The 21,730-nt window shown below is 66.2% G+C and carries 16 protein-coding genes and 2 tRNA genes; 11 read left to right on the top strand and 7 right to left on the bottom strand.

Annotation, left to right across the window (positions count from 1 at the left end; translation table 11 throughout):
* Positions 1-36: 36 nt before the first annotated feature.
* From RTA_RS06545 to RTA_RS06535, 3 genes are all read left to right on the top strand, one after another.
* Positions 37-1,650: a histidine kinase famiy protein gene (locus tag RTA_RS06545; protein ID WP_013900600.1), complete on the top strand. Its 1,614-nt coding sequence runs from the start codon at positions 37-39 to the stop codon at positions 1,648-1,650.
* 3 nt (positions 1,651-1,653) lie between these two features.
* Positions 1,654-2,028, top strand: a complete 375-nt coding sequence (locus tag RTA_RS06540) for a response regulator (RefSeq protein WP_013900599.1) — start codon at positions 1,654-1,656, stop codon at positions 2,026-2,028.
* Positions 2,029-2,132: 104 nt separating this feature from the next.
* Entirely contained in the window at positions 2,133-2,636 is a 504-nt protein-coding gene (locus RTA_RS06535) for a hypothetical protein (RefSeq protein WP_041675124.1), read from the top strand.
* Between the two features lie 24 nt (positions 2,637-2,660).
* On the opposite strand, the gene RTA_RS06530 is transcribed toward RTA_RS06535, so the two are convergent.
* Positions 2,661-5,063: a UvrD-helicase domain-containing protein gene (locus RTA_RS06530; RefSeq protein WP_041675122.1), complete on the bottom strand. Its 2,403-nt coding sequence runs from the start codon at positions 5,061-5,063 to the stop codon at positions 2,661-2,663.
* 31 nt (positions 5,064-5,094) lie between these two features.
* Here RTA_RS06530 and RTA_RS06525 point away from each other — a divergent pair, with 31 nt between their 5' ends.
* Both RTA_RS06525 and RTA_RS06520 read left to right on the top strand, forming a co-directional pair.
* Positions 5,095-5,796, top strand: a complete 702-nt coding sequence (locus RTA_RS06525; protein WP_013900596.1) for a hypothetical protein — start codon at positions 5,095-5,097, stop codon at positions 5,794-5,796.
* 123 nt (positions 5,797-5,919) lie between these two features.
* On the top strand, positions 5,920-6,897 hold the full coding sequence (locus RTA_RS06520; protein WP_013900595.1) for a GMP reductase: 978 nt from the start codon (positions 5,920-5,922) through the stop codon (positions 6,895-6,897).
* A 158-nt stretch (positions 6,898-7,055) separates the two neighbouring features.
* On the opposite strand, the gene RTA_RS06515 is transcribed toward RTA_RS06520, so the two are convergent.
* Complete coding sequence (locus RTA_RS06515; protein WP_013900594.1) at positions 7,056-7,907, bottom strand: alpha/beta hydrolase; 852 nt, start codon at positions 7,905-7,907, stop codon at positions 7,056-7,058.
* A gap of 89 nt (positions 7,908-7,996) precedes the next feature.
* Here RTA_RS06515 and RTA_RS06510 point away from each other — a divergent pair, with 89 nt between their 5' ends.
* The 6 genes from RTA_RS06510 (at position 7,997) to RTA_RS06485 (ending at position 11,963) form a co-directional block, all read left to right on the top strand.
* Complete coding sequence (locus RTA_RS06510; RefSeq protein ID WP_013900593.1) at positions 7,997-8,680, top strand: GntR family transcriptional regulator; 684 nt, start codon at positions 7,997-7,999, stop codon at positions 8,678-8,680.
* Positions 8,677-9,558, top strand: a complete 882-nt coding sequence (locus RTA_RS06505) for a phytanoyl-CoA dioxygenase family protein (protein ID WP_013900592.1) — start codon at positions 8,677-8,679, stop codon at positions 9,556-9,558. The genes RTA_RS06510 and RTA_RS06505 overlap by 4 nt, the downstream gene beginning before the upstream one ends.
* Entirely contained in the window at positions 9,558-10,913 is a 1,356-nt protein-coding gene (locus RTA_RS06500; protein WP_013900591.1) for an NAD(P)H-dependent oxidoreductase, read from the top strand. The genes RTA_RS06505 and RTA_RS06500 overlap by 1 nt, the downstream gene beginning before the upstream one ends.
* Before the next feature lie 10 nt (positions 10,914-10,923).
* Complete coding sequence (locus tag RTA_RS06495; protein WP_013900590.1) at positions 10,924-11,736, top strand: class II aldolase/adducin family protein; 813 nt, start codon at positions 10,924-10,926, stop codon at positions 11,734-11,736.
* A gap of 55 nt (positions 11,737-11,791) precedes the next feature.
* Positions 11,792-11,867 (top strand) — tRNA-Ala (locus RTA_RS06490).
* Positions 11,868-11,887: 20 nt separating this feature from the next.
* Positions 11,888-11,963: transfer RNA gene (locus RTA_RS06485), tRNA-Lys, on the top strand.
* Positions 11,964-12,646: 683 nt separating this feature from the next.
* Here the strand turns inward: RTA_RS06485 and RTA_RS20145 are convergent.
* The 5 genes from RTA_RS20145 to RTA_RS06465 form a co-directional block, all read right to left on the bottom strand.
* On the bottom strand, positions 12,647-15,271 hold the full coding sequence (locus tag RTA_RS20145; RefSeq protein WP_013900589.1) for an RHS repeat domain-containing protein: 2,625 nt from the start codon (positions 15,269-15,271) through the stop codon (positions 12,647-12,649).
* 593 nt (positions 15,272-15,864) lie between these two features.
* Positions 15,865-16,641: an AAA family ATPase gene (locus tag RTA_RS06475; RefSeq protein ID WP_013900588.1), complete on the bottom strand. Its 777-nt coding sequence runs from the start codon at positions 16,639-16,641 to the stop codon at positions 15,865-15,867.
* A gap of 14 nt (positions 16,642-16,655) precedes the next feature.
* Positions 16,656-16,868: a hypothetical protein gene (locus RTA_RS20610; protein WP_143762914.1), complete on the bottom strand. Its 213-nt coding sequence runs from the start codon at positions 16,866-16,868 to the stop codon at positions 16,656-16,658.
* A gap of 17 nt (positions 16,869-16,885) precedes the next feature.
* Positions 16,886-18,049: an RHS repeat-associated core domain-containing protein gene (locus RTA_RS06470; protein ID WP_013900587.1), complete on the bottom strand. Its 1,164-nt coding sequence runs from the start codon at positions 18,047-18,049 to the stop codon at positions 16,886-16,888.
* 507 nt (positions 18,050-18,556) lie between these two features.
* Positions 18,557-21,679 (bottom strand): Ig-like domain repeat protein, encoded by a 3,123-nt coding sequence (locus RTA_RS06465; RefSeq protein ID WP_013900586.1) that lies wholly within the window; start codon positions 21,677-21,679, stop codon positions 18,557-18,559.
* Positions 21,680-21,730 lie beyond the last annotated feature (51 nt).

Here is a 21,730-nt window from a genome sequence, read left to right as displayed (position 1 = left end):
CAGGGGCCTTCCCATGGGGCCCCCGGGGAACGCCGGATGGCCACAGGCCGCAAGAACAACGACACCGACCAGCCACAGCTGGACACCGAGCGCGAGGGACAAGGCGCGGGCGTTCCCGCGACCGGCAACCTGTTCTTCGCCGCCGTGGAAATGACGCGCATGCCCATGGTGGTCACGGACCCGCACCAGCCGGACAACCCGATTGCCTTCGTCAACGACGCCTTCCTCGACATGACCGGCTACGAGGAGGCCGAGGTGCTGGGCCGCAACTGCCGCATCCTGCAGGGCCCGGAAACTGACTCGGAGACGGTGGCCGAGATCCGCACGGCGCTGGCCGAGCAGCGAGCGGTGGCGGTGGACATCCTCAACTACAAGGCCGACGGCACGCCGTTCTGGAATGCGCTGTTCATCGGCCCCATCTTTGACAGCCGGGGCCGGCTGATCCACTGGTCCTCCTCGCAGATGGACATCACCCGGCGGCGCATGTCCGAGCAGTCGCTGCGCCAGGCGCAGAAGATGGAGGCGATCGGCCAGCTCACCGCCGGCCTGGCGCACGACTTCAACAACCTGCTGCAGGCGATCTCGGGCAACCTGGAACTGGCCGCGCACCACGCGGCGGGCCATCCGGTCCTGGAAAGCGCCATCGAACGCGCCTCGCGGGCCGCCCACAAGGGCGGCTGCCTCACGCAGCAGCTGCTGACGTTCGCCCGCAAGCAGCGCCTCGATCCCCGGCGCGTCAACCTCAACACCCTGGTGGTGGAATTCAGCGAGATGCTGGTGCGCAGCATGGGCGGGCAGGTGGAGCTGCAGCTGGACCTGCATCCGGGCCTGCCGGCCTGCGTGGTGGATCCGACGCACCTGCAGATGGCGCTGCTGAACGTGGTGATCAACGCCCGCGACGCCATGCCGCAGGGCGGCCGCGCCACGGTGGGCACCTCCGTCGTGCAGGACGCGCGGCGCACCGACGCGCACCCGCTGCCGGCCGGCGGCTGCGTGGTGCTGTGGGTGGCCGACCAGGGCCGCGGCATGACATCCGAGGTGCGGCGCCGCGCCATCGAGCCTTTCTTCACGACCAAGGAGCCCGGCACCGGCCTGGGGCTGGCCATGGTGCACGGCTTCGTGCAGCAGTCGCACGGCCGGCTGGAGATCGACAGCGCGCCGGAGCGCGGCACCACCGTTCGCATGATCTTCCCCGTGGCGCAGGACCGCGCGGCGGGCGCCGCGCCGCCCGCCATGCCGGCGGTTCGGACCGGACCGGACACCGCGACCATCCTGCTGGTGGAAGACAGCGAGGACGTGCGCCAGGTGGCCGACCACTACCTGCGCTCGCTGGGCTACCAGGTGCTGGCGGCCTCCAGCGGCGAGGAGGCGCTGGACCTGCTGGCGCATGCCGGTGGGGTGGACCTGCTGTTCACCGACGTGATCATGCCCGGCGGCATGAACGGGCTGCAGCTGGCCGAACGCGTGCGCCAGCGCCAGCCGGGCTTGCCCGTGCTGCTGACGACCGGCTACATGGACGAACTGGCATCCCAGGGCGCCCAGCTCCCGTCGATGGCGGTGCTGGGCAAACCCTACCGCCGCAATGAATTGGCCGAGTCCATCCGCACCGCGCTCGGCCGCACGCCCGCGCCGGCCGGGCAGGAGGGTTGACGCATGCGGCACGTGCTGGTGGTGGACGACGAGCAGGAGCTCACCTTCCTGTTCCAGGCCTACCTGGAGGACGCCGGCTACCGCGTGACGGTGGCGAACGACGGCCTGATGGGGCTGGCGGCGGACGAACGCGACCCGGCCGACGCGGTGATCACCGACCTGACCATGCCGCGCATGAACGGCCGCGACATGCTGCTGCGCCTGCGGGAGCGCCGCCCGCAGGTGCCCGCCATCGTGGTGACCGGCTACAGCGCCGCCGCGGCCGGCCTGGGCAGCCAGCGCACCGTGGTGCTGGCCAAGCCCGTGGCGCTGGAGACCGTGGCGCGCCGGCTGGCCGACCTGCTGGCCGACCAGCAGACGGCGCAGGGCCTGCGCTGACGGCGCCGCGCCCACCCATCCGGGTGTTGACAAACCGGCGCATGGGGGCATGGCGCCCGCCGTTTGGCGGTGCGGCAGCTCTGCGGTACAAACCCGGCTGCCGCATGAACAGCCAGAAGCCTTCGCGCCCCGGCGGGGGCGAGCCCTACCTCCCCGGCGACGCCATCCCCGCGCCCCGGGCGGTCGAGCGCAGCCCGGACTCCGGCTGGGCCGAGTTCGAGGCCTTGCAGGCAGGCGACGACGTGTACCCGACCACCGAGCCCATGACCCTGCCCGGCGCACTGGAGCCGGTGCCGAACGCGCCACCTTCCGCCGCTGCCGGCCTGCCCGAGGTGCTGCAGCTGGCACGCGCGGGCAACCGGGTCTGCCCCCTGCCCGCCCCCTGGGCGCGCCTGTACCAGCTGCTGCTGGCGGCCGCCGCCCGGGCCGGCACCCAGCCCCCGCTGCCGCCGGTCGGCGCGGCCGAGTGGCGGTCCACCGCCGCCCTGGCCAAGCGCATGTTCCTGCGCGACCACCTGGAGTGGGCGGCCGCGCACGGCGCCCTGCCCGCCGTGCAGGCCTTCCTGGCCGCCCTGCCCGAGGCGCAGTGGCAGCGCATGGGCGACTGAGGCTTTCCTTTCCGCTGCGTCCGCTCAGGCCACGGGCGTGAGCTTGGCCACCGACAGGGCCAGCCACTTGATGCCGTGCCGCGGGAAGTTGATCTGGGCGCGCGCGTCGTCGCCCGAGCCCTCCAGCATCAGCACCGTGCCCTCGCCGAACTTGGCGTGGAACACCTGCATGCCCGAGCGCAGGCCGTGCGAGGGCGCGGCCTTCTGCGCCGGCACCGGCGGGCTGGCGAAGTGGCCGGGCGCCAGGTCGCGCGGCAAGCCGCCGCCCGCGTGCCGCGTGCTGGGATAGCCCGAGCCGAAACCGAAGGCCGAGCCGCCGAAGTTCTGGTTCTTGGGCGTGAGCCACTTGAGCGCGTGCTCGGGCAGCTCGTCGAAGAAGCGGCTCTTGATGTTGTAGCGGGTCTGGCCGTGCAGCAGCCGCGTCTGCGAATAGCTCAGGTACAGCCGCTTCCTGGCGCGCGTGATGGCCACGTACATCAGCCGGCGCTCCTCCTCCAGCCCCTCGTAGTCGGACATCGAGCGCTCGCTGGGGAACAGGCCCTCCTCCAGGCCGCTGACGAACACGCAGTCGAACTCCAGGCCCTTGGCCGAGTGCACCGTCATCAGCTGCACCGCGTCCTGCCCGGCCTGGGCCTGGTTGTCACCGGACTCCAGCGCGGCGTGGGTCAGGAACGCGGCCAGCGGCGACAGCGTCTCGCCGGTCTCGGCATCGGGCGGGACGTAGTCCGGCGCGGGCTCGTTCAGCTGCGGCAGGTTCGCATCCAGCCCCTGGCTGGCCGGCGACTGGCGCAGCTCGTCCACCGGCAGCGCCACGGCGTCGCGGCCGAAGCCCTCCTGGGTGACGAAGCTCTCGGCGGCGTTGACCAGTTCTTCCAGGTTCTCGATGCGATCGGCACCCTCGCGCTCGGTCTTGTAGTGCTCGACCAGGCCGGAGTGCTGCAGCACCAGATCGATGATCTCGCGCAGCGACAGGTTCTGCGTCTGCTCGCGCAGCACGTCGATCTTGGCGACGAAGGCGCCCAGGTTGGCCCCCGCCTTGCCGGTGGTGGCGCTCACCGCGTCGTGCAGCGAGCAGCGGGCGGCGCGGGCCGCGTCCTGCAGCTGCTCGACGCTGCGCGCGCCTATGCCGCGCGGCGGGAAGTTCACCACCCGCAGGAACGAGGTGTCGTCCTGCGGGTTCTCCAGCAGGCGCAGGTAGGCCAGCGCATGCTTGATCTCCGCCCGCTCGAAGAAGCGCAAGCCCCCGTACACCCGGTAAGGCACGGCGGCGTTGAACAGCGCGGTCTCGATCACCCGGCTCTGCGCGTTGCTGCGGTAGAGGATGGCGATCTCGTGGCGCGGGATGCCCTCGCTGGTGCCCTCGCCGCGCACCAGGTGGCGCAGCTCCTCCACCATCCACTGCGCCTCGGCCAGGTCGGTGGGCGCCTCGTACACCCGCACCGGCTCGCCGGGACCCTGGTCCGTGCGCAGGTTCTTGCCCAGGCGGGTGCGGTTGTGGCTGATCAGCGCGTTGGCCGAGTCCAGGATGTTGCTGTAGCTGCGGTAGTTCTGCTCCAGCTTGATCTGGTGCGCGACCTGGAACTCGCGCACGAAGTCGGCCATGTTGCCCACGCGTGCGCCGCGGAAGGCGTAGATGCTCTGGTCGTCGTCGCCCACCGCGAACACCGCGTTGGACGAACCGGAGGTTCCCGTCGGATCCCCGGCGAACATCTTGATCCAGGCGTACTGCAGCCGGTTGGTGTCCTGGAACTCGTCGATCAGGATGTGGCGGAAGCGCCGCTGGTAGTGCTCGCGGATGGGGCCGTTGTCGCGCATCAGTTCATAGCTGCGCAGCATCAGCTCGCCGAAGTCGACCACGCCCTCGCGCTGGCACTGCTCCTCGTACAGCTGGTAGATCTCGACCTTGCGCCGGTCCTCCTCGCTGCGCACCTCGACGTCGCCGGGGCGCAGGCCGTCCTCCTTGCAGCCGGCGATGAACCACTGCGTCTCCTTGGCCGGGAAGCGCTCCTCGTCGACGTTGTGCTGCTTCATCAGGCGCTTGATCGCCGACAGCTGGTCCTGCGTGTCCAGGATCTGGAAGCTCTGCGGCAGGTTGGCCAGCTTGTAGTGCGCGCGCAGGAAGCGGTTGCACAGCCCGTGGAAGGTGCCTATCCACATGCCGCGCACGTTCACCGGCAGCATGGCGGACAGGCGGGTCATCATCTCCTTGGCCGCCTTGTTGGTGAAGGTCACCGCCATCACACCGCCCGGCGAGACCTGGCCGGTGGACAGCAGCCAGGCGATGCGGGTAGTGAGCACGCGCGTCTTGCCCGAGCCGGCGCCGGCCAGGATGAGGGCATGCTCGTTGGGCAGCGTCACCGCCGCCCGCTGCTCGGGATTGAGGTGCTGCAGCAGCGGCGAGTCGGCTGCCTGGAGTTCTGGGAACATACGGCATTGTAGAAAGCGCCCCCGCAAGCAAATGTCACGATCCGCCCCGCTCGCCCTGTGCCTGGCCGCCGCCCTGTTCGCGGGCGGATCGCGCGCGCAGTCGTTCTGCTCCAGCGACGGCCAGCCGCGGCCGCTGGCGCTGATGGAACGCTTCATCAACGCCGACTGCGACAGCTGCTGGGCCGACCCCGCCACGCCCCGGCCGGGCCCGCGCGAGCTGGCCATCGACTGGGTGGTGCCCGGTGGCAAGGGAGAGGACGCGCCGCTGGCGGTGGTGGCCAGCCGCGACGCGCTGCCCCGGCTGCAGGCGCTGGGGCGCGCCGTGCCCACGGCCGGCCACACCGCGCAGCACAAGCTGGTGGCGGCGGCCCGCACGCTGCGGGTCGCGCACGGGCTGCCGTTCAACGACTACATCGGCACCTCCATCGAGCTCAAGCCCGCCGGCCGCGCGCCCTGGACGGCCTGGCTGCTGCTGGTGGAAACCTTGCCGCCCGGCACCGAGGGCTCGCCGGTGGAGCGCAACCTGGTGCGCAATGCCTTCCAGCCCGACTGGAGCCTGCGGCGGCCGCCGACCCAGGCGCAGCAGAAGCGCCTGATGGAGTCCCGGCCCATGGCCATCCCCGAGGGCGCACAGGCCGAGCGCCTGCGGGTGGTCGGCTGGGTGGAGGATGCCCGTGGCCGCATCCGGGCCATCGCGCAGTCGCGCTGTGCGCCGCTGCCGGCGGGGCAGTAGAATCAAGCACCGGGCCCAAGCATTGCGGCCCGGTTTTTCGTTTCCGGCCCCCGCGCGCGGAAACGGCCGGGCCATCAGTCCAAGCGCTCACTCTGTTCAACAACGGAATTCCGGAGCCTGGTCATGGAAATCTTCGATTACGACAACGTCCTGCTGCTGCCGCGCAAATGCCGCGTGGAAAGCAGGTCCGAATGCGACGCCGGCGTGCAACTGGGCGGCCGCAGTTTCCGCATCCCGGTGGTGCCGGCCAACATGAAGACGGTGGTCAGCGAGCCCATCTGCCTGTGGCTGGCCAAGAACGGCTACTTCTACGTGATGCACCGCTTCGACCTGGACAACGTCGGGTTCGTGCGCAGCATGCATGCGCAGGGCGCGTTCGCCTCGATCTCGCTGGGCGTCAAGCAGCCGGACCACGACACGGTGGACCGGCTGGCCGCCGAGGGCCTGGTGCCCGAGTACGTGACCATCGACATCGCGCATGGCCATGCCGACACGGTTCAGCGCATGATCCGCCACCTCAAGGACAAGCTGCCCGCCAGCTTCGTCATCGCCGGCAACGTGGGCACCCCCGAGGCCGTGATCGACCTGGAGAACTGGGGGGCCGACGCGACCAAGGTGGGCATCGGCCCGGGCAAGGTCTGCATCACCCGCATGAAGACCGGCTTCGGCACCGGCGGCTGGCAGCTGTCGGCGCTCAAGTGGTGCGCCCGCGTGGCGACCAAGCCCATCATCGCCGACGGCGGCATCCGCGAGCACGGCGACATCGCCAAGAGCGTGCGCTTCGGCGCCACCCTGGTGATGATCGGTTCCATGCTGGCCGGCCACGAGGAGTCGCCGGGCCAGACCGTCGAGGTCGACGGCAAGCTGTTCAAGGAGTACTACGGCAGCGCCTCGGACTTCAACAAGGGCGAGTACAAGCACGTGGAAGGCAAGCGCATCCTCGAGCCGGTCAAGGGCAAGCTCGCCCACACCCTGCGCGAGATGGAGGAGGACATCCAGTCCTCCATCAGCTACGCCGGCGGGCGCAAGCTGATGGACATCCGCAAGGTGAACTACGTGATCCTGGGCGGGGACAACGCGGGCGAACACCTGCTGATGTAGCCCGCGCCGTTGGCGTTGGCACGGGGCTACGGGCGACGGGTGGCCGACTCCGCTCATGTCCCCCGAAATGGGCTTCGCCCATTTCTCCTCCTTTACTTCGCTGCGTCGGCCACCCGCCGCCCAGGTCCGGCTCGTCCGCAGGAGCGCAGACGCGCCCGCTACCGCCAGAGCAGGTCCAGCGCCACGTGGTGCAGCGGCTGATCCTCCTGCACCAGCGTCTCAAGCACGCTGAAGTGGTTCAGGCCGGGCAGCTCCTCGCACACCGGCACCACCTCCTCGCCCCAGGCTTCGCGGATCAGGCGGTTGTGCCGCAGGAACTCGGGGCTTTCGTCGCCGCCGGCCACGGTGTACAGCGTGGCGCCCGTGGGCGCCGGCATGAACGCCGGGCTGGCGCGCAGCGCGTCCTCCTGCGTCAGCCGCAAGCTGTCCTTCAGGAAAGGCGTGTGCCGCAGCGGCTCCAGCTCGAACAGGCCGGAGATGGACAGCGCCTTGCGCGCCACGTCGGCTGGCAGCTCGGGATCGAAGGCCCGCCAGTCGCAGGCCAGCATCATGGCGGCCAGGTGGCCGCCCGCGGAGTGGCCGACCACCGAGATGCGCCGCGGGTCGCCGCCGTAGGTGGGCGCGTTCTTCCAGGTCCAGGCCAGCGCCCGCGCCATCTGCAGTGCGATCTCGGGAATGGTCACCGCGGGGCACAGGTCGTAGTTGGGGATGACCACGCAGGCGCCGGCCTCGTTGAACGTGGGCGCCACGAAGGAGTGGTCGCTCTTGTCCAGCGAGCGCCAGTAGCCGCCGTGGATGAACACCAGCACCGGCGAGAGCGCCTGCGCGGCGGCGAACACGTCTAGCTTCTGGCCAGCCGAGGGCCCGTAGGGGATGTCGTACTCGCCGGGGAAGTGGCTGCGCACCTTCGCGGAGGCGTCGGCCCAGCGGGCCAGGTGTGTGCCGTGCCCGGGCACCAGCGCGCGGTTGTTGTACATGCGGTCCAGCCAGGCGGGATCGTGCTCGCTCATCCTTGTCCTTTCATTCGGTTGCGAAATGGTCGCACGGCCGCGCTTTGCGTTGGCTCGTATTCTGTATACAGTACGCAGAGACGCACGCCATGCCCGCCACCCTGCTCAAGCTCGATGCCGCGCCCGACCTGGTCGAGCAGGTCTACCGCCGCCTGCTCGACGCCATCAGCGATGGCTCGCTGGCGCCGGGCGGGCGCATCACGCAGGAAGACATCGCCGAGCAGCTGGCGGTCTCGCGCCAGCCGGTGCTGCAGGCGCTGCGGCTGCTGAAGAAGGACGGCTTCGTGCTGGACGCGCCCGGCCGCGGCGTGCAGGTGGCGCCGCTGGATCCGGCCTGGATCGCCCAGGTCTACCAGGTGCGCGGCGCGCTGGACGCGCTGGCGGCCCGGCTGGCGGCGCAGCAGCGCTGGCGCATGGAGCCGCGGCTGATCGAACAGGGCCGCAAGGCCACCCGCGGGCGCAACGTGCAGGCCATGATCGATGCCGACCTGGCGTTCCACAACGCCATCTACGCCGCCAGCGGCAATCCGCTGATCGGCCAGAGCGCGCAGCTGCACTGGCGGCATCTGCGCCGGGTGATGGGCGCGGTGCTGCGCGAGGAGCGCCAGCGCGAGGCGGTGTGGGACGAACACGAGGCGATCGCCCGCGCGATCGCCCGAGGCGACGGGGACGCGGCGGCGCGCCTCGTCGAGGAGCACAGCCGGCAGGCCAGCGACAACCTGGCCGCCCGACTGGGCATGGTGTTGAAGACCGGTGAAGGAGACAAGCGATGAGATTGACCCAAGAGCAGCTGGAGCAGTTCGACCGCGACGGTTACCTGTTCTTCCCGGGGCAGTTCAGCCCCGAGGAGACACGCACACTGACCGACGAGGTGCCGCGGCTGTACAGCCGGCGCGAGGCCTACAACATCCGCGAGAAAGGCAGCGACGCGGTGCGCACCAACTTCGCCGCGCACATGGTCAGCGAGCCCTTCGCCCGCCTGGCGCGGCACCCGCGCATGGTGCAGCCGGTGATGGACCTGTTCGGCGAGCAGGTCTACATGCACCAGTTCAAGATCAACGGCAAGGCCGCGTTCGAGGGCGACGTCTGGCAGTGGCACCAGGACTACGGCACCTGGCTCAACGACGACATGATGCCCACCGAGCGGGCGATGAACGTGGCCATCTTCCTGGACGACGTCAACGAGCACAACGGCCCGCTGATGTTCATCCCCGGCAGCCACAAGAAGGGCGTGGTCGAGGCCAGGCACGACCTCACCACCACCAGCTACCCGCTGTGGACCGTCGACAACGACCTGATCGGCAAGCTGGTCGAGCGCGCCGGCGGCAAGAACGGGGGCATCGTCTCGCCCAAGGGCCCGGCCGGCTCCATGATCCTGTTCCACAGCTGCCTGGTGCACGCCTCCGGCAGCAACCTGTCGCCCTGGCACCGCGTGAGCGTCTACCTGAGCCTGTGCGCGGTGTCCAACCACATCCGGCGCTTCAAGCGGCCCGAGTTCATCGCGCACCGCGACTTCAGGCCCATCGAGATGCTGCCGGACGACTGCCTGCGCAAGCCCTACCCGGTGGAGCTGCCGTGGAAGGACGGCCTGCCGGCCAGCGCGCTGCAAACCTCCTCGGTGCCCTTCGACGAGATGAAGCAGGCCGCCTGATGAACCTGCACGCCAAACTGAGGCAGCGCGCGGCCGAAGGCCGGCCCGTGCGCATCGGCCTGATCGGTGCCGGCAAGTTCGGCTCCATGTACCTGGCCCAGGTGCCGCGCACCCCCGGCGTGCAGTTGGTGGGCATCGCCGACCTGTCGCCCGACGCCGCCTGCGCCAACCTGGCGCGGGTGGGCTGGGAGCCGCGGCGCGTGCAGGCCGCCTCGCTGGAGGAGGCCCTGCGCACCGGCGCCACCCACGTGGGCGACGACTGGCAGGCGCTGGTGCGCCACCCCGCCATCGACGTCATCGTGGAATGCACCGGCCACCCCATCGCCGCGGTCGACCACTGCCTGGAGGCCTTCGCCCACGGCAAGCACGTGGTCAACGTCACCGTGGAGGCCGATGCCTTTTGCGGCCCCCTGCTCGCCCGGCGCGCGGCCGAAGCCGGCGTGGTGTACTCGTTGGCCTTCGGCGACCAGCCGGCGCTGATCTGCGACCTGGTGGACTGGGCCCGCACCTGCGGCTTCCCGGTGGTGGCCGCCGGCCGCGGCCACAAGTGGCTGCCGCATTTCTGCGAGTCCACGCCCGAGACGGTGTGGGGCTACTACGGCCTCACGCCCGAGCAGGCCAGCCGCGGCGGCCTCAACCCCAAGATGTTCAACAGCTTCCTGGACGGCTCCAAGCCTTCCATCGAGAGCACGGCGGTGGCCAACGCCACCGGCCTGGGCGTGCCCTCCGACGGCCTGCTCTACCCGCCGGCCAGCGTGGAGGACATCCCCTACGTCACGCGGCCGCGCAGCGAAGGCGGCGTGCTCGAGCGCAAGGGCATGGTGGAGGTGGTCTCCTCGCTGGAGCCGGACGGCCGCAAGATCCCCTATGACATCCGCATGGGCGTGTGGGTCACGGTCGAGGCCGAGACCGAGTACATCAAGAACTGCTTCGAGGAGTACAACGCCCATACCGACCCCAGCGGGCGCTACTTCACGCTGTACAAGCGCTGGCACCTGATCGGCCTGGAGGTGGGCGTGTCGGTGGCTTCCGTCGCGCTGCGCGGCGAGCCCACGGGCGTGGCCACCTGCTGGAACGCCGACGTGGTGGCCACGGCCAAGCGCGACCTCAAGCCGGGCGACATGCTGGACGGCGAAGGCGGCTACACCGTGTGGGGTAAGCTGCTGCCGGCGCACACCTCCAAGGCCCTGGGCGGCCTGCCGCTGGGCCTGGCGCATGGCGTCAAGGTGGTGCGGCCGGTGAAGAAGGGCCAGAGCCTGAGCTGGGCCGATGTCGCCATGGACACCGGCACCCGCGCCTTCCAGATCCGCAAGCAGATGGAAGAACTGGTGGCGCCGCAGGCGCCGGCCGCCTGAGGGAGCGCCCATGCTGGACAGAGTCAAGCGCGTTTCGATCTACCAGCCTGAGCAGCCGGGGCTGCGCTTCCCGGAGGTGCCGGCCTTCGCCACGCCGGCCGAGGAGCGGCGCCATCGCAAGGAGCGGCTGGTGGCCGCCTGCCGCTCCTTCGCGCTGCACGGCCTGGACTACGGCTTCGCCGGCCACCTGACGGTGCGCGATCCTGAGCATCCGCACCTGTACTGGACCAACCCGATGGCGGTGCACTTCTCGCAGGTGAAGGTGTCCAACCTGATCCTGGCGGACCACAGCGGCCGGGTGGTCGAGGGTGACCACGCGATCAACCGCGCCGGCTTCGTACTGCACGCGGCGGTGCACGAGGCGCATCCCGACATCGTCGCGATGTGCCACGCGCATACGGTGCACGGCGTGGCGTTTGCCGCGCTGGGCAAGAAGTTGGAGCCGATCACACAGGACGCCGCGGTGTTCTTCGAGGACCACGTGGTGATCGGCGACCAGGCCGGCAAAGTCGCGGTGGAAGACGGCGCGGGCGCCGGGATCGCCGCGCACTTCAAGGGCGTCAAGGCAGCCATCCACCAGAACCACGGCCTGCTGACCGTCAGCCGCCACAGCATCGAAGCGGCGGCCTTCTGGTTCATCGCGCTCGAGCGCTGCTGCCAGCAACAGCTGATGATCGACGCCACCGGCATCGCGCCGAAGCTGGTGCCGCCCGACAAGGCGCGCTTCAGCCGTGAACACGTGGGCAGCGAGTACATCGGCTGGCTGCACTTCCAGCCGATCTGGGGCCAGCTGGTCCAGAGCCAGCCCGACATGTTCGACTGAGCGGCCGCGGCGGCGTGCGGGCCGCTGCGCGCCTTGCTAGAATACCGGTCGTTGTGGGGGGGTAGCTCAGCTGGGAGAGCGTCGCGTTCGCAATGCGAAGGTCGGGAGTTCGATCCTCCTCCTCTCCACCACAACACACTTTCTTTCCCGTGGGTTCTTAGCTCAGTTGGTAGAGCAGCGGACTCTTAATCCGTAGGTCGTAGGTTCGAATCCTACAGGACCCACCACTTTCCCCTTGTAGTTACTGGCCTTAGCGCTATGAATTCGTGAGTGACGGCCAACATCGCTTTCCTGGTGACAATCCGGTGGCAATTTGTCGGTTGCGCACTTGAGCTGGGTGACTCGGCTCAGACATAAGCCCGCTCAGCAAAACCGCTTTACCTGAGACCAGCATCGATACTGGTCGCGCAGACAGCCCCTACTCAAAGTCAAAAAACGTTCGCTACAGACGACTTTGCGGTCATGGTGCTGCTGGCAACATGCCGGCCAAAGCTACCGGGACATCGTCCACTTGAGCTACGTCCGCTGAATGCTGAAGCTCGTGTAACTGATGGCTGACCGGCGCATGCCTGTCGACACCGTCACCAAGGCATGCAGAGCCACCGGTGATGCGCAAACTGGAAGGCGAGCGAGGTGCATGAGCCGCGAACGGTTCACAGATTGAAGGACGTTAGCGAAGACAGCCAGCAATACGGCTTGCTCACGTGCTCGCATGGGAATAAGTCACTAAGAAATGTGTGACTCACACCGTGGTGTTGTCTGCATCGATGGGCATGGATCAAACCTGCGGGAGAACCTCTACCGCCTTCTCAGGCACGAGCTGCGTATTGGATGAGTTTTGTTCGCCTTCTATCGAGACTCACGCGAGCCGATGCTTAAATTGCTGCCCGTCTACGGCCGTTGCTCGCCCTCATCTCGCTCCCCCTGAAGTGGTCATCAGGCGCCCTAAAAAGTCGTAAATGCGGGTGATCCCTCGTGCCAAGCTGCCGGTTGGGTTTTTGTACTGCTCGCCTATGCGGTTGCCGGCGCTGTCCAGCGTGTAGGTCACTGCATTGCCGGCACCATCGGTAATCCCGGTCAGTCGCCGCGCGCCGTCATACGAGTAGCTCATCGTTGTGCCATCCGGCAGGATCACCGACGAAGGCTGGCCATCCGCTTCGTGCGTGTATGTAGTGGTCCGCGGCGTCGCTGATCCCGCCGCGGTGGTGACGCTGCTGACCCACCCGCGAGGTGTATAGGTTACGTCAGTGACGATGCCGTTCGGTGCGATGGAACGCTTGAGGCGGCCTTCAGCGTCGTAGATCGTGTAGCTGGTGACGTGCCCCGCTGCGTTGGTCACGCTCTGCAGATCACCCTTGGTGTGTTCGGACGTCGTATCCGCGTAATACGCATAGCTAGTCACGTCGCTCACATCAGTTCTCGGCCCGTCGTGCGTGAGCACCTGGCCGCGCGCGTTATACGTCCACTTGTTCTCTTGGCTGGCCACGCCGCTGCGCAGCGGCGCAGCAAGGCCCTGCGAGCCGTCAGCGTCCGTGGTGGCTTGCTCCACCTGCTTGCACAGCACCGCAATGGGCTTGCCGTCAGGCAACAGTGCTGCCGCCGGCGCGCAGCTTGCAACCGCATTGCCAGCCGTGGGGTCAGCCTGCCCGTTGTACACATACGTGGTGAGCTTGCCAGGCTCGGCCAGCCTCACTGGCAACTGCCAGTCCGGATGCCATTCCGTACTGCTCTTGCGGCTACCCGCGGGCAAGCTCGCTCCCGTCCCCGTAACACTCGAGCACGCAGCCGCGCTGGTCAAGCCCTCCACCTTCACTATCTGCAGGTTCCTGGCCAAGTCACTCACATAGCAGTTTCTGCTGCCGCTAAAGTCATCCCAACTGGCCAAGTTCCCATTGACGTCATAGCTCATGGCACTGCTCGACGCCGCGCAGCCGCTCCCAGCGGGCTGGCTCTGGCTGGTCAGGTAGTTCTTGCCATGGATAGTGACCGAGCTCATGGCCACGCTCTCGCCACGCGGGCCGGTCATGCTCGTACCCTGCGGTCCCTGCCAGTCGTGGTAGCGGTACAGCACCTGTGCGGCGCTGTCGTACACCTCGCTGACTACCACCTGCGGCGGGCTGGTATAGCTGGTTGCGAAGCGGTTCACTCCGCCAGCATGCTCGGTAGAGATTGCCCGGCCCGCGCTGTCGTACCCAAAGGTGGCATAGCGCACGCCCCTCTCGTCGGTGATACCTGTCAGCGCCCAGGGATGCGTCGCGTTCTCATAGTGAAACACTCGACTCTTCCCGTCTGCCCACCGAATCCCACTGAGATTGCCAGCACTGTCATAGCTCACGTTCAGACTCTGGCCTCGGGCGTCAAGAATTGCCGTCAACAGGCCTGACGCGCTGTAGGAAAAGCCGATGGCGCGCCCATGGCCATCCTGCGCCGCGATCAGGTAGCCAGGCCCAGGCGCCGTTGCTGCAGGGGTGCTGCTGGTGCTGTACGCCAGGGTAAGCTCACGGCCGTCCGCCCAATGGATCGCCATTAGGTTGCCAGACCCGTCGTAACTCTCTAGTGCTCGCGCCGCACTGTCAACGTAGCGATAGCCACCATTGATGCTCAGGAGGCGATCACCAGTGTCTGCTTTAGGGGTGAAAACGCCAGTTGCATCGCCGCTGAAGCTCATTGTGCGGCCGTCTCCTCGAGCCACCAAAGCTCCTCGCCCAATGGCTTGGATCAGAACCTTACGATGCATGCTGCTGGACCACAAGCGACCGAGAACAGCAGGCTTGGGTTCCGCAGGACGGCTGCTCCCTACGGGAATCGGAGTAGCTGGTGTAGTGTCGTATGCCAGTTTCAAAGCCAGCGCACCGGCAGTGATACCCGTCTCCAGCTCTTCTCGCTTCGTACCCAACATCGGGAAGATGGGATTGCCACGCCCTGGATTGCTGCAGCTTGGCGGTGGCGGCCCCAAGCGGGATACGTCAACCTTAACGACGCACGCGCTCTCGTGCTCGGCGTAACTTGCATCACACACACACTGACCGTTCAGGCGATTCGCGTTTGGCGGGCAGTAGCGATCTTCTATTTGCCTGACTTCATAATAGTAAGTGCTGTTGTACGGGCCTCCTTTGTAGCTGCCACTGATGACGTAGCCTCTTCCGCCCACGATGCACTGATCGATGCGCCATTTCCACTCAGGAGTGTTTGCCTTTTCGAAGCCAGCCTTAGACGCCTCGCAGAGCGCCATGGGACTGACATAGGTATTGGTTGGGCCGAGTGGAATGTACGGCGCATTCGTGCTGTAGTAACCAGGCACGCCGGGCACTGCAGCTTGCGCGGCAGTACCAAGCATCAACAGCGTGCAGAAAACGACTAACAGCGCAAAATGAAAAGCGCAGCGCCTATGCCCGCTATCAATACATAGACGTTCGCGAGCCTCAACGCTAATCCGCCCGGCAATGTTTCGGAAAAAGACGGCGGCAAGCGCTGCATCCGTATCGCAGCGCTGGCAGTGCTCGCCTCCCTCGCGAATCCTTGATTGATCCCTCATTCCTACTCCCTCATTTGTGTTCACGTCCCAGCGCAAGCACGGTCCATTGCATGCTTATTCTGCTGAGTTTGAACAGGAGATCAATCCTGTCAAGAATGACAGCAAGCCTCCAGTATTCCTTCCTTGTCGCCTTGTCCGTCTACCTGCCCGGCGGGTCTGCCGGAACGCCGAGAGCATCTATCAATCGGGGAAAGCTGCGCCGTTGGCTTGCAGGTTCTTGACTTGCAGCGTTGGGACTTTGTCGCAGCCATAACCGCCTGCAAAAGCGGTCAACGGTGGGTTCCTGTGCCGATGCCGTGGCTGCCGGCGCACGCCTCGAGCTTGGCTGTGCAGGATTTGATTGACAAGTAGCCATCAGCAGCTGACCGTATGTGCAGGCCGGCGCTGAAGATCCAGCAGCACCTGGAGCGCATCGGCTCCCTGCCGAAGCCGCATCAGCGCGCCGTCATCGATGTGATCGAGGCCATGCGCGCCCAACAAGGGCACTGAGCACGCGGGATCCGCCGCGGTTGAACTCCGGCCTTAGCGGCTAAGGGGGGCGAGGGGCGAGCGGAGCACTTGAAACAGACAACACAACACCGTTGCTCAAATCGTCAAGTTCCGGAACTTCCCTGCCCCTGGTCCTCGCGATCAAGCAGGATATCAAGCATTCGCTTCGGATTGGATAGGAAGTTCCGGGTCACTTGGTAGTGCTCCGTCTCCTCATACGTCAATCGCCTGATGCCTTCGGCACTGAACTCGTAGATCCAGGCATCTGGGTATGCCATGAGGATCGGCGAATGTGTGGCAATGATGAATTGGGAGTCATCGCAGATGAGGTCGTGTATCCGCGATAGAACCGCCAATTGACGCGACGGAGATAAGGCAGCCTCCGGCTCGTCCAAAAGATAAAGGCCCTTACCTCCAAACCGGTTAGTGATCAGCGCGAGAAACGATTCACCATGCGACTGCTCGTGCAGGGAGCGTCCGCCATATGATCCGATGACTGGTGGTCCGCCCCATGGATCGGCGTCCAAGTTCTCGATCTCTGTTGCGACGTTGAAGAAACTCTCAGCCCGAAGAAAGAATCCGTCCTTGGCACGCAGGCCCTTGGCGACTCGCAGATATTCATGGAGAGCAGAGTGAGACGCGCGCGTTCCAAATCGAAAGTTCTTGGTGCCACCTTCGGCATTGAAACCAAGCGATACGGCAATGGCCTCGAGCAGAGTCGATTTGCCAGAGCCGTTCTCGCCAATGAAGAAGGTAAGCTTAGGATGTAGATGAAGTACATCCAGACCTCGGACAGCCGGCAACGAAAACGGATAGGCCGTGAAAGATTCGACGCTTTCACGCCTAAGCGTTACGCGGCTAACGTACTGACTCGCGGTCATGATCGATTAACTAGTCACTTCAATTCTTTGGGCACGATGTCTGGGAACTTCGCGTGCAGTTCGTTCGATATCTCTATCAGTTCCGCCATGCTGGCGCCAACTCTTTGAACGTACCGGTCGAATTCCTCATTCGCCAAGTTGTTCTTCATGTAATGGGCTGCCATGTCAAGTTGACCTCGGCAACCCATCAGAAGCGCATCCAATCTGAGTGCGATATCACGGTCCATTTATGCCTCCCGTCGAGCTAGAAGTACTTGCGCCATTCCCGGTAGGTGTTGGTTCCCATGCATTGGTTCACGCAACGCTGGAAAGCCACTCCGAAATCACGGGTCGGAAGCGCTAGCTTTGAGCAAATCTCTCTGCACTCGGCAGGAGATCTTCCCGCCACGCAAACATCGGTGGAGCCTGTGGCATTAGAAGCGTCCGAAGTCGAAGCCGAAGTAGCCGATTGGGATTTCAATCCGGTGGGGTCCACATCACTGAGGGGATTCGCCCCAACATAGTTAAATGTATTGATTCCTCCTTCGAGCCCAATGGGATCACTCTGGATGTACCTGCCCCACCTGGCGTTGTACTCCCGGTTCCAGTTCTGCAGCAGACCGGTCTCCGAGTCGAACACCTGCCCGGGGAAGCGCTGGTTGTACACGAAGACGCCTAAGTTGTTCGGATCCTGATTCGCTGCCGTAGCCCCAAACGCCTCTGCCGTGTCCCACCTCCACACGATGGTGTGGTCCTGCTTCGTGATCAGCCGCGGCGTGTCGATGTGGTCGGCGTAGACGTTGTAGACGGTGGTGGCGATGTCGCCATTGGCTGCGCTGCCGGTCTGCTTCATCGCTCCGACCGGTGTCGATCCCAGGTAGACCGTCTCGTACACCGGGCTGCCGTTGGCGTCGTACTCGCCCAGCAACTGCCCGGCCTCGTCGTACACGAAGTAGCTGGCACCGCTTGCAACCAGCGCCGTCGGCCCACTCTTCTGTGCCCGCTGGCCGTAGCCGTTGTACAGGTAGCTCACCGTGCCGCCTGCCGTGGTGGCGCTGCTCATGCGCCCGCGGTCGCTGTAGGCGAAGCTGGCGCTGCCGTCGGAGGTGACGTTGCCCGCCGCATCGTGCACCACGCTGGCCGCACCCAGCACGTCCTGCACCTGGGTGAGCCGGTTACTGCTGGCGCTGATGGTGTTGGCGTAGCTGCTGCCCGCAACCGTCTTGCTGGTGCGGTTGCCCGTGGCGTCGTAGCTGTAGGCGGTCGAGCCCGAAGCCTGGGTGGCCGCCGTCAGCCGGTTCAGGCTGTCGTAGCCGAAGCTCTGGTCCAGGCTGGTCACCGCAGCTGCGCCGTTGGTGTGGCCGTAGCCAGTGATGCGCCCGGCTGCATCGCGCTGCAGCGTGCGCAGCACGCCGGCGGCGCTGCCCACCCCTTGCGGGTCGCCCAGGCTGTAGCTGGCGATCTGGCCGTGGCTGTCGTGTAGGACTGCATAGAAGCCCCACCGGGAATATGGCGGTAGGCTGAACCACGAGCATCAGCAGCCCTGAGAAAGCGATGACAAATGAGCTTCCCGCTCAGATTGCCGCGATGAGTGATATGCCTGAATGAGGATCATGGCTGTCCATTTCCTGGAGGAGATTTGCTCTTGAAGTAGTCAGGAATGGGCACGAACTGACGCAAGTTCCCCTCCCCTAACGCCGGATAGCATATGCAGCAATCCAAAGGGCAGCGGCGACCAACGCTATCGCCTGGCCTTGCTTGCACAGACGCCGCCCTTCATCGTCATACCGTGCCACATCAAGGCACCACCAAAGTGACCATCCTGCGGCCTTGTCAATTTCATCAGCATGGTGCAGATGCCGAAGAGCCCGGATGCCCAGAAGGGCATACCAGATTCCAAGGAGGGTGCCTAAGGCACCCAGCACAATAGAAATCGTCATCGCTGCCTCGGGGTGCTGGCACCGTCAAACGAGGGCGTAAACGGTACGGTGGCGTGAGGGCCAATACGGAGGCAGAACCGACCACCCGACTTAAATCCTATCCCGATGAAAGCACCGCCCAACTTCTTGGGAACCGGTATTCCTGGCGGTTGAACCTGCGCTACGCCGTCATTCTTCGAACACATCTGTGGCGGAGGCGGCGGAGGTGGCGGCGGATCGCAAATCTCCATTCCACCACCAACCGTTAGTTCAGCACTATATTGAGTGCTCGTGTCGTGTGTGCCGTAGGTTGCGCAACCAACGAGACACCCGAACACCGAAAACGCCGGGGATCGTCTCTGAGCTGCACCGCTGCCACTCCCGCCCATCAAACCCATTGGGTCAATGAATTGCAGCGGATTCCCCTCCACATAGCTGAACGTATTGATCCCCCCTTCAAGCCCGATCGGATCCGACTGCACATACCTGCCCCACCTTGGGTTGTACTCGCGGTTCCAGTTCTGCAGCAAGCCGGTCTCTGAGTCAAACACCTGGCCGGGGAAGCGCTGGTTGTACACGAAGGCGCCCAGCCCGCTCGGGTCCTGATTCGCCGCCGTGGCCCCAAACGCCTCGGCCGTGTCCCACCTCCACACGATGGTGTGGTCCTGCCGGGTGATCAGGCGCGGCGTGTCGATGTGGTCAGCGTACACGTTGTAGACGGTGGTGGCGATGTCACCGTTGGCGGCATTGCCGCTCTGCTTGAGCGCCCCCACGGGCATGCTGCCCAGGTAGACCGTCTCGTACACCGGGTTGCCGTTGGCGTCGTACTCGCCCAGCAGCTGCCCGGCCTCGTCATAGACGAAGTAGCTGGCGCCGCTTGCAACCAGCGCCGTCGGCCCACTCTTCTGTGCCCGCTGGCCCAAGCCGTTGTACAGGTAGGCCACCGTGCCGCCTGCCGTGGTGGCGCTGCCCATGCGCCCGCGGTCGCTGTAGGCGAAGCTGGCGCTGCCGTCGGAGGTGACGTTGCCCGCCGCATCGTGCACCACGCTGGCCGCACCCAGCACGTCCTGCACCTGGGTCAGCCGGTTGCTCGTGGCGCTGATGGTGTTGGCATAGGTGCTGCCGGCAATGGTCTTGGCCGTGCGGTTGCCCGTGGCGTCGTAGCTGTAGCTGGTCGAGCCTGAGGCCTGGGTGGCCGCCGTCAGCCGGTTCAGGCTGTCGTAGCCGAAGCTCTGGTCCAGGCTGGTCACGGCAGCTGCGCCGTTGGTGTGGCCGTAGCCGGTGATGCGCCCGGCCGCATCACGCTGCAGCGTGCGCAGCACGCCGGCCGCGTTGCCCGTGCCCTGGGGATCGCCCAGGCTGTAGCTGGCGATCTGGCCATAGCTGTCGTAGCCGATGGGGCGCATCTTGCCATCGGGCCACAGCCAGCCGGTGACCTTGTTCTCGGCGTTGTAGGTGATGCCGCTGAGGAGCGTGGTGGCCGTGCCGCTCGTGCCCTGCCCGTTCGGATTCGCCGGATTCACCGTGATGCCGCTGATGCTGCCGTACGGGTCGTAGCTGTAGTTGACGCGGCTGCCGCTGGGGTAGGTGATGGCGGTGAGCTTGTCCAGGGCGCTGCCAGAGTCGCCCCAGCTGTAGCCCACGGTGAAGGTCCTGCCCGCGATCGTCACGCTCTTGCCCGTCATGCGTCCCAGCGCGTCGTAGCTGTAGCTGGTCTGGCCCGACTCGTCGTTCATCCGGGTGAGCTCGCCCGTGGCCGCCGGCGTGGGGGTGGTGCCGCCGTCGTACTCGAAGGTCGTTGGCGCTCCGGTAGAGTAGCTGATGCTCGTGGCCCGGTCCAGCGCGTCGTAGGTGTAGGTGGTGGTCTTGCCGCGCGCGTCCGTCTTGGTCAGCACGTTGCCCTTGGCGTCGTAGGTGTACTGCGTGCCGCCGCTGTCCGGGCTGCTCTGGGCAGTCACGTGGCCCAGGCCGTTGGGGGTGTAGCTGGTGGTCAGGCTCCTGGGGTCGGTGACGCTGACCAGGGCATCGGCCAGGTTGTAGCCGTAGTCGATGACGGTGGGCGAGGTGGCGCCGGTGTTGGGCGGCTGCTGGCTTTGGATGCGCCGGCCCAGGCTGTCGTAGTAGAAGTAGGTGGCCAGCCCGTTGGGGTCGACCTGGGTGTTGATGCGGCCCATGGCGTCGTAGCCGTACTGCCAGACCACGCCGCTGCGGGCGTTGACCGTAACGCTCACCGCGACGGCGCTACTGGCCGTGTTGTTGGCATCGCCCGCGTAGCTGGCCGCCAGGCTGTGGCTGCCCAGCGCCAGCGCGCTGGTGCTGAAGGTGGCCACCCCGCCAGCCACGCTGGCCGTGCCCAGCGTGGCCCCGCCGTCAGTGAAGGTCACCAGGCCGCTGGGGTTGGCGCCGTTGACGCTGGCTGTCAGGGTGAGGTTCTGGCCTTGCGTGAGGCTGGCTTGGGACACGCTCAATGTCGTGGTGGTGGCCTTCTGGTTGACCGTTTGGGTCACGGCGCCGGAGGTGCTGGTCAGGTGGTTGGCATCCCCGGCATAGACGGCGGTCAGGCTGTGGCTGCCGGCCACCAGGGCCGTGGTGCTGAAGGTAGCCACCCCGCCAGCCAAGGTGCTGCTGCCCAGCGTGGCCGCGCCGTCCTTGAAGGTGATGCTTCCGGTGGGGCTGCTGCCCGTGACGGTGGCGGTAAGAGTGACGTTCTGCGGGTAGGTGGACGGGTTCAGGCTCGAAGTCAGGTTGGCGCTGGTGGCCAGCTTATCCACGGTCTGGGACAGCGCGGCCGAGGTGCTGCCGGCATTGTTCGTGTCGCCGGCGTATACGGCCGTCAGGCTGTGACTGCCTGCGGCGAACGTGTTGACGCTCAGGGTAGCCACTCCGCCAGTGCTCAGCGTGCCGCTCCCCACCAGGGTCCCGCCATCAAGAAAGTTGACGGTTCCGCTCGGGCTGGCGCCTGTGACAGTAGCAGTCAGTGTCACCGCTTGCCCGTAGGTGACCGGATTGGCCGAGGACGACAGCGTGGTGGACGTGCTGGTTTGAGCCTGGACCGCCGACGCCGCCAGCATCAGCAGCATCAGGCCCAGCATGCGCAGCGTCGTGGCGGCGTTTGCTAGCGCTCCAACAGATCGATTCATTTCTTCCCCTCCCCATTGTTTGCGCCATAGCAGCGCCGCTTACCTGTGATT

This window comes from Ramlibacter tataouinensis TTB310 (assembly GCF_000215705.1).
Taxonomy (GTDB): Bacteria; Pseudomonadota; Gammaproteobacteria; order Burkholderiales; family Burkholderiaceae_C; genus Ramlibacter; species Ramlibacter tataouinensis.
This window is presented reverse-complemented; position numbering and strand designations above follow the sequence as displayed.

Bases quoted from the DNA above. Each gene is read 5' to 3' on its own strand.
- RTA_RS06545 (WP_013900600.1), top strand. From the start codon at position 37: ATGGCCACAGGCCGCAAGAACAACGACACCGACCAGCCACAGCTGGAC.
- RTA_RS06540 (WP_013900599.1), top strand. From the start codon at position 1,654: ATGCGGCACGTGCTGGTGGTGGACGACGAGCAGGAGCTCACCTTCCTG.
- RTA_RS06535 (WP_041675124.1), top strand. From the start codon at position 2,133: ATGAACAGCCAGAAGCCTTCGCGCCCCGGCGGGGGCGAGCCCTACCTC.
- RTA_RS06530 (WP_041675122.1), bottom strand. From the start codon at position 5,063: ATGTTCCCAGAACTCCAGGCAGCCGACTCGCCGCTGCTGCAGCACCTC.
- RTA_RS06525 (WP_013900596.1), top strand. From the start codon at position 5,095: ATGTCACGATCCGCCCCGCTCGCCCTGTGCCTGGCCGCCGCCCTGTTC.
- RTA_RS06520 (WP_013900595.1), top strand. From the start codon at position 5,920: ATGGAAATCTTCGATTACGACAACGTCCTGCTGCTGCCGCGCAAATGC.
- RTA_RS06515 (WP_013900594.1), bottom strand. From the start codon at position 7,907: ATGAGCGAGCACGATCCCGCCTGGCTGGACCGCATGTACAACAACCGC.
- RTA_RS06510 (WP_013900593.1), top strand. From the start codon at position 7,997: ATGCCCGCCACCCTGCTCAAGCTCGATGCCGCGCCCGACCTGGTCGAG.
- RTA_RS06505 (WP_013900592.1), top strand. From the start codon at position 8,677: ATGAGATTGACCCAAGAGCAGCTGGAGCAGTTCGACCGCGACGGTTAC.
- RTA_RS06500 (WP_013900591.1), top strand. From the start codon at position 9,558: ATGAACCTGCACGCCAAACTGAGGCAGCGCGCGGCCGAAGGCCGGCCC.
- RTA_RS06495 (WP_013900590.1), top strand. From the start codon at position 10,924: ATGCTGGACAGAGTCAAGCGCGTTTCGATCTACCAGCCTGAGCAGCCG.
- RTA_RS20145 (WP_013900589.1), bottom strand. From the start codon at position 15,271: ATGAGGGATCAATCAAGGATTCGCGAGGGAGGCGAGCACTGCCAGCGC.
- RTA_RS06475 (WP_013900588.1), bottom strand. From the start codon at position 16,641: ATGACCGCGAGTCAGTACGTTAGCCGCGTAACGCTTAGGCGTGAAAGC.
- RTA_RS20610 (WP_143762914.1), bottom strand. From the start codon at position 16,868: ATGGACCGTGATATCGCACTCAGATTGGATGCGCTTCTGATGGGTTGC.
- RTA_RS06465 (WP_013900586.1), bottom strand. From the start codon at position 21,679: ATGAATCGATCTGTTGGAGCGCTAGCAAACGCCGCCACGACGCTGCGC.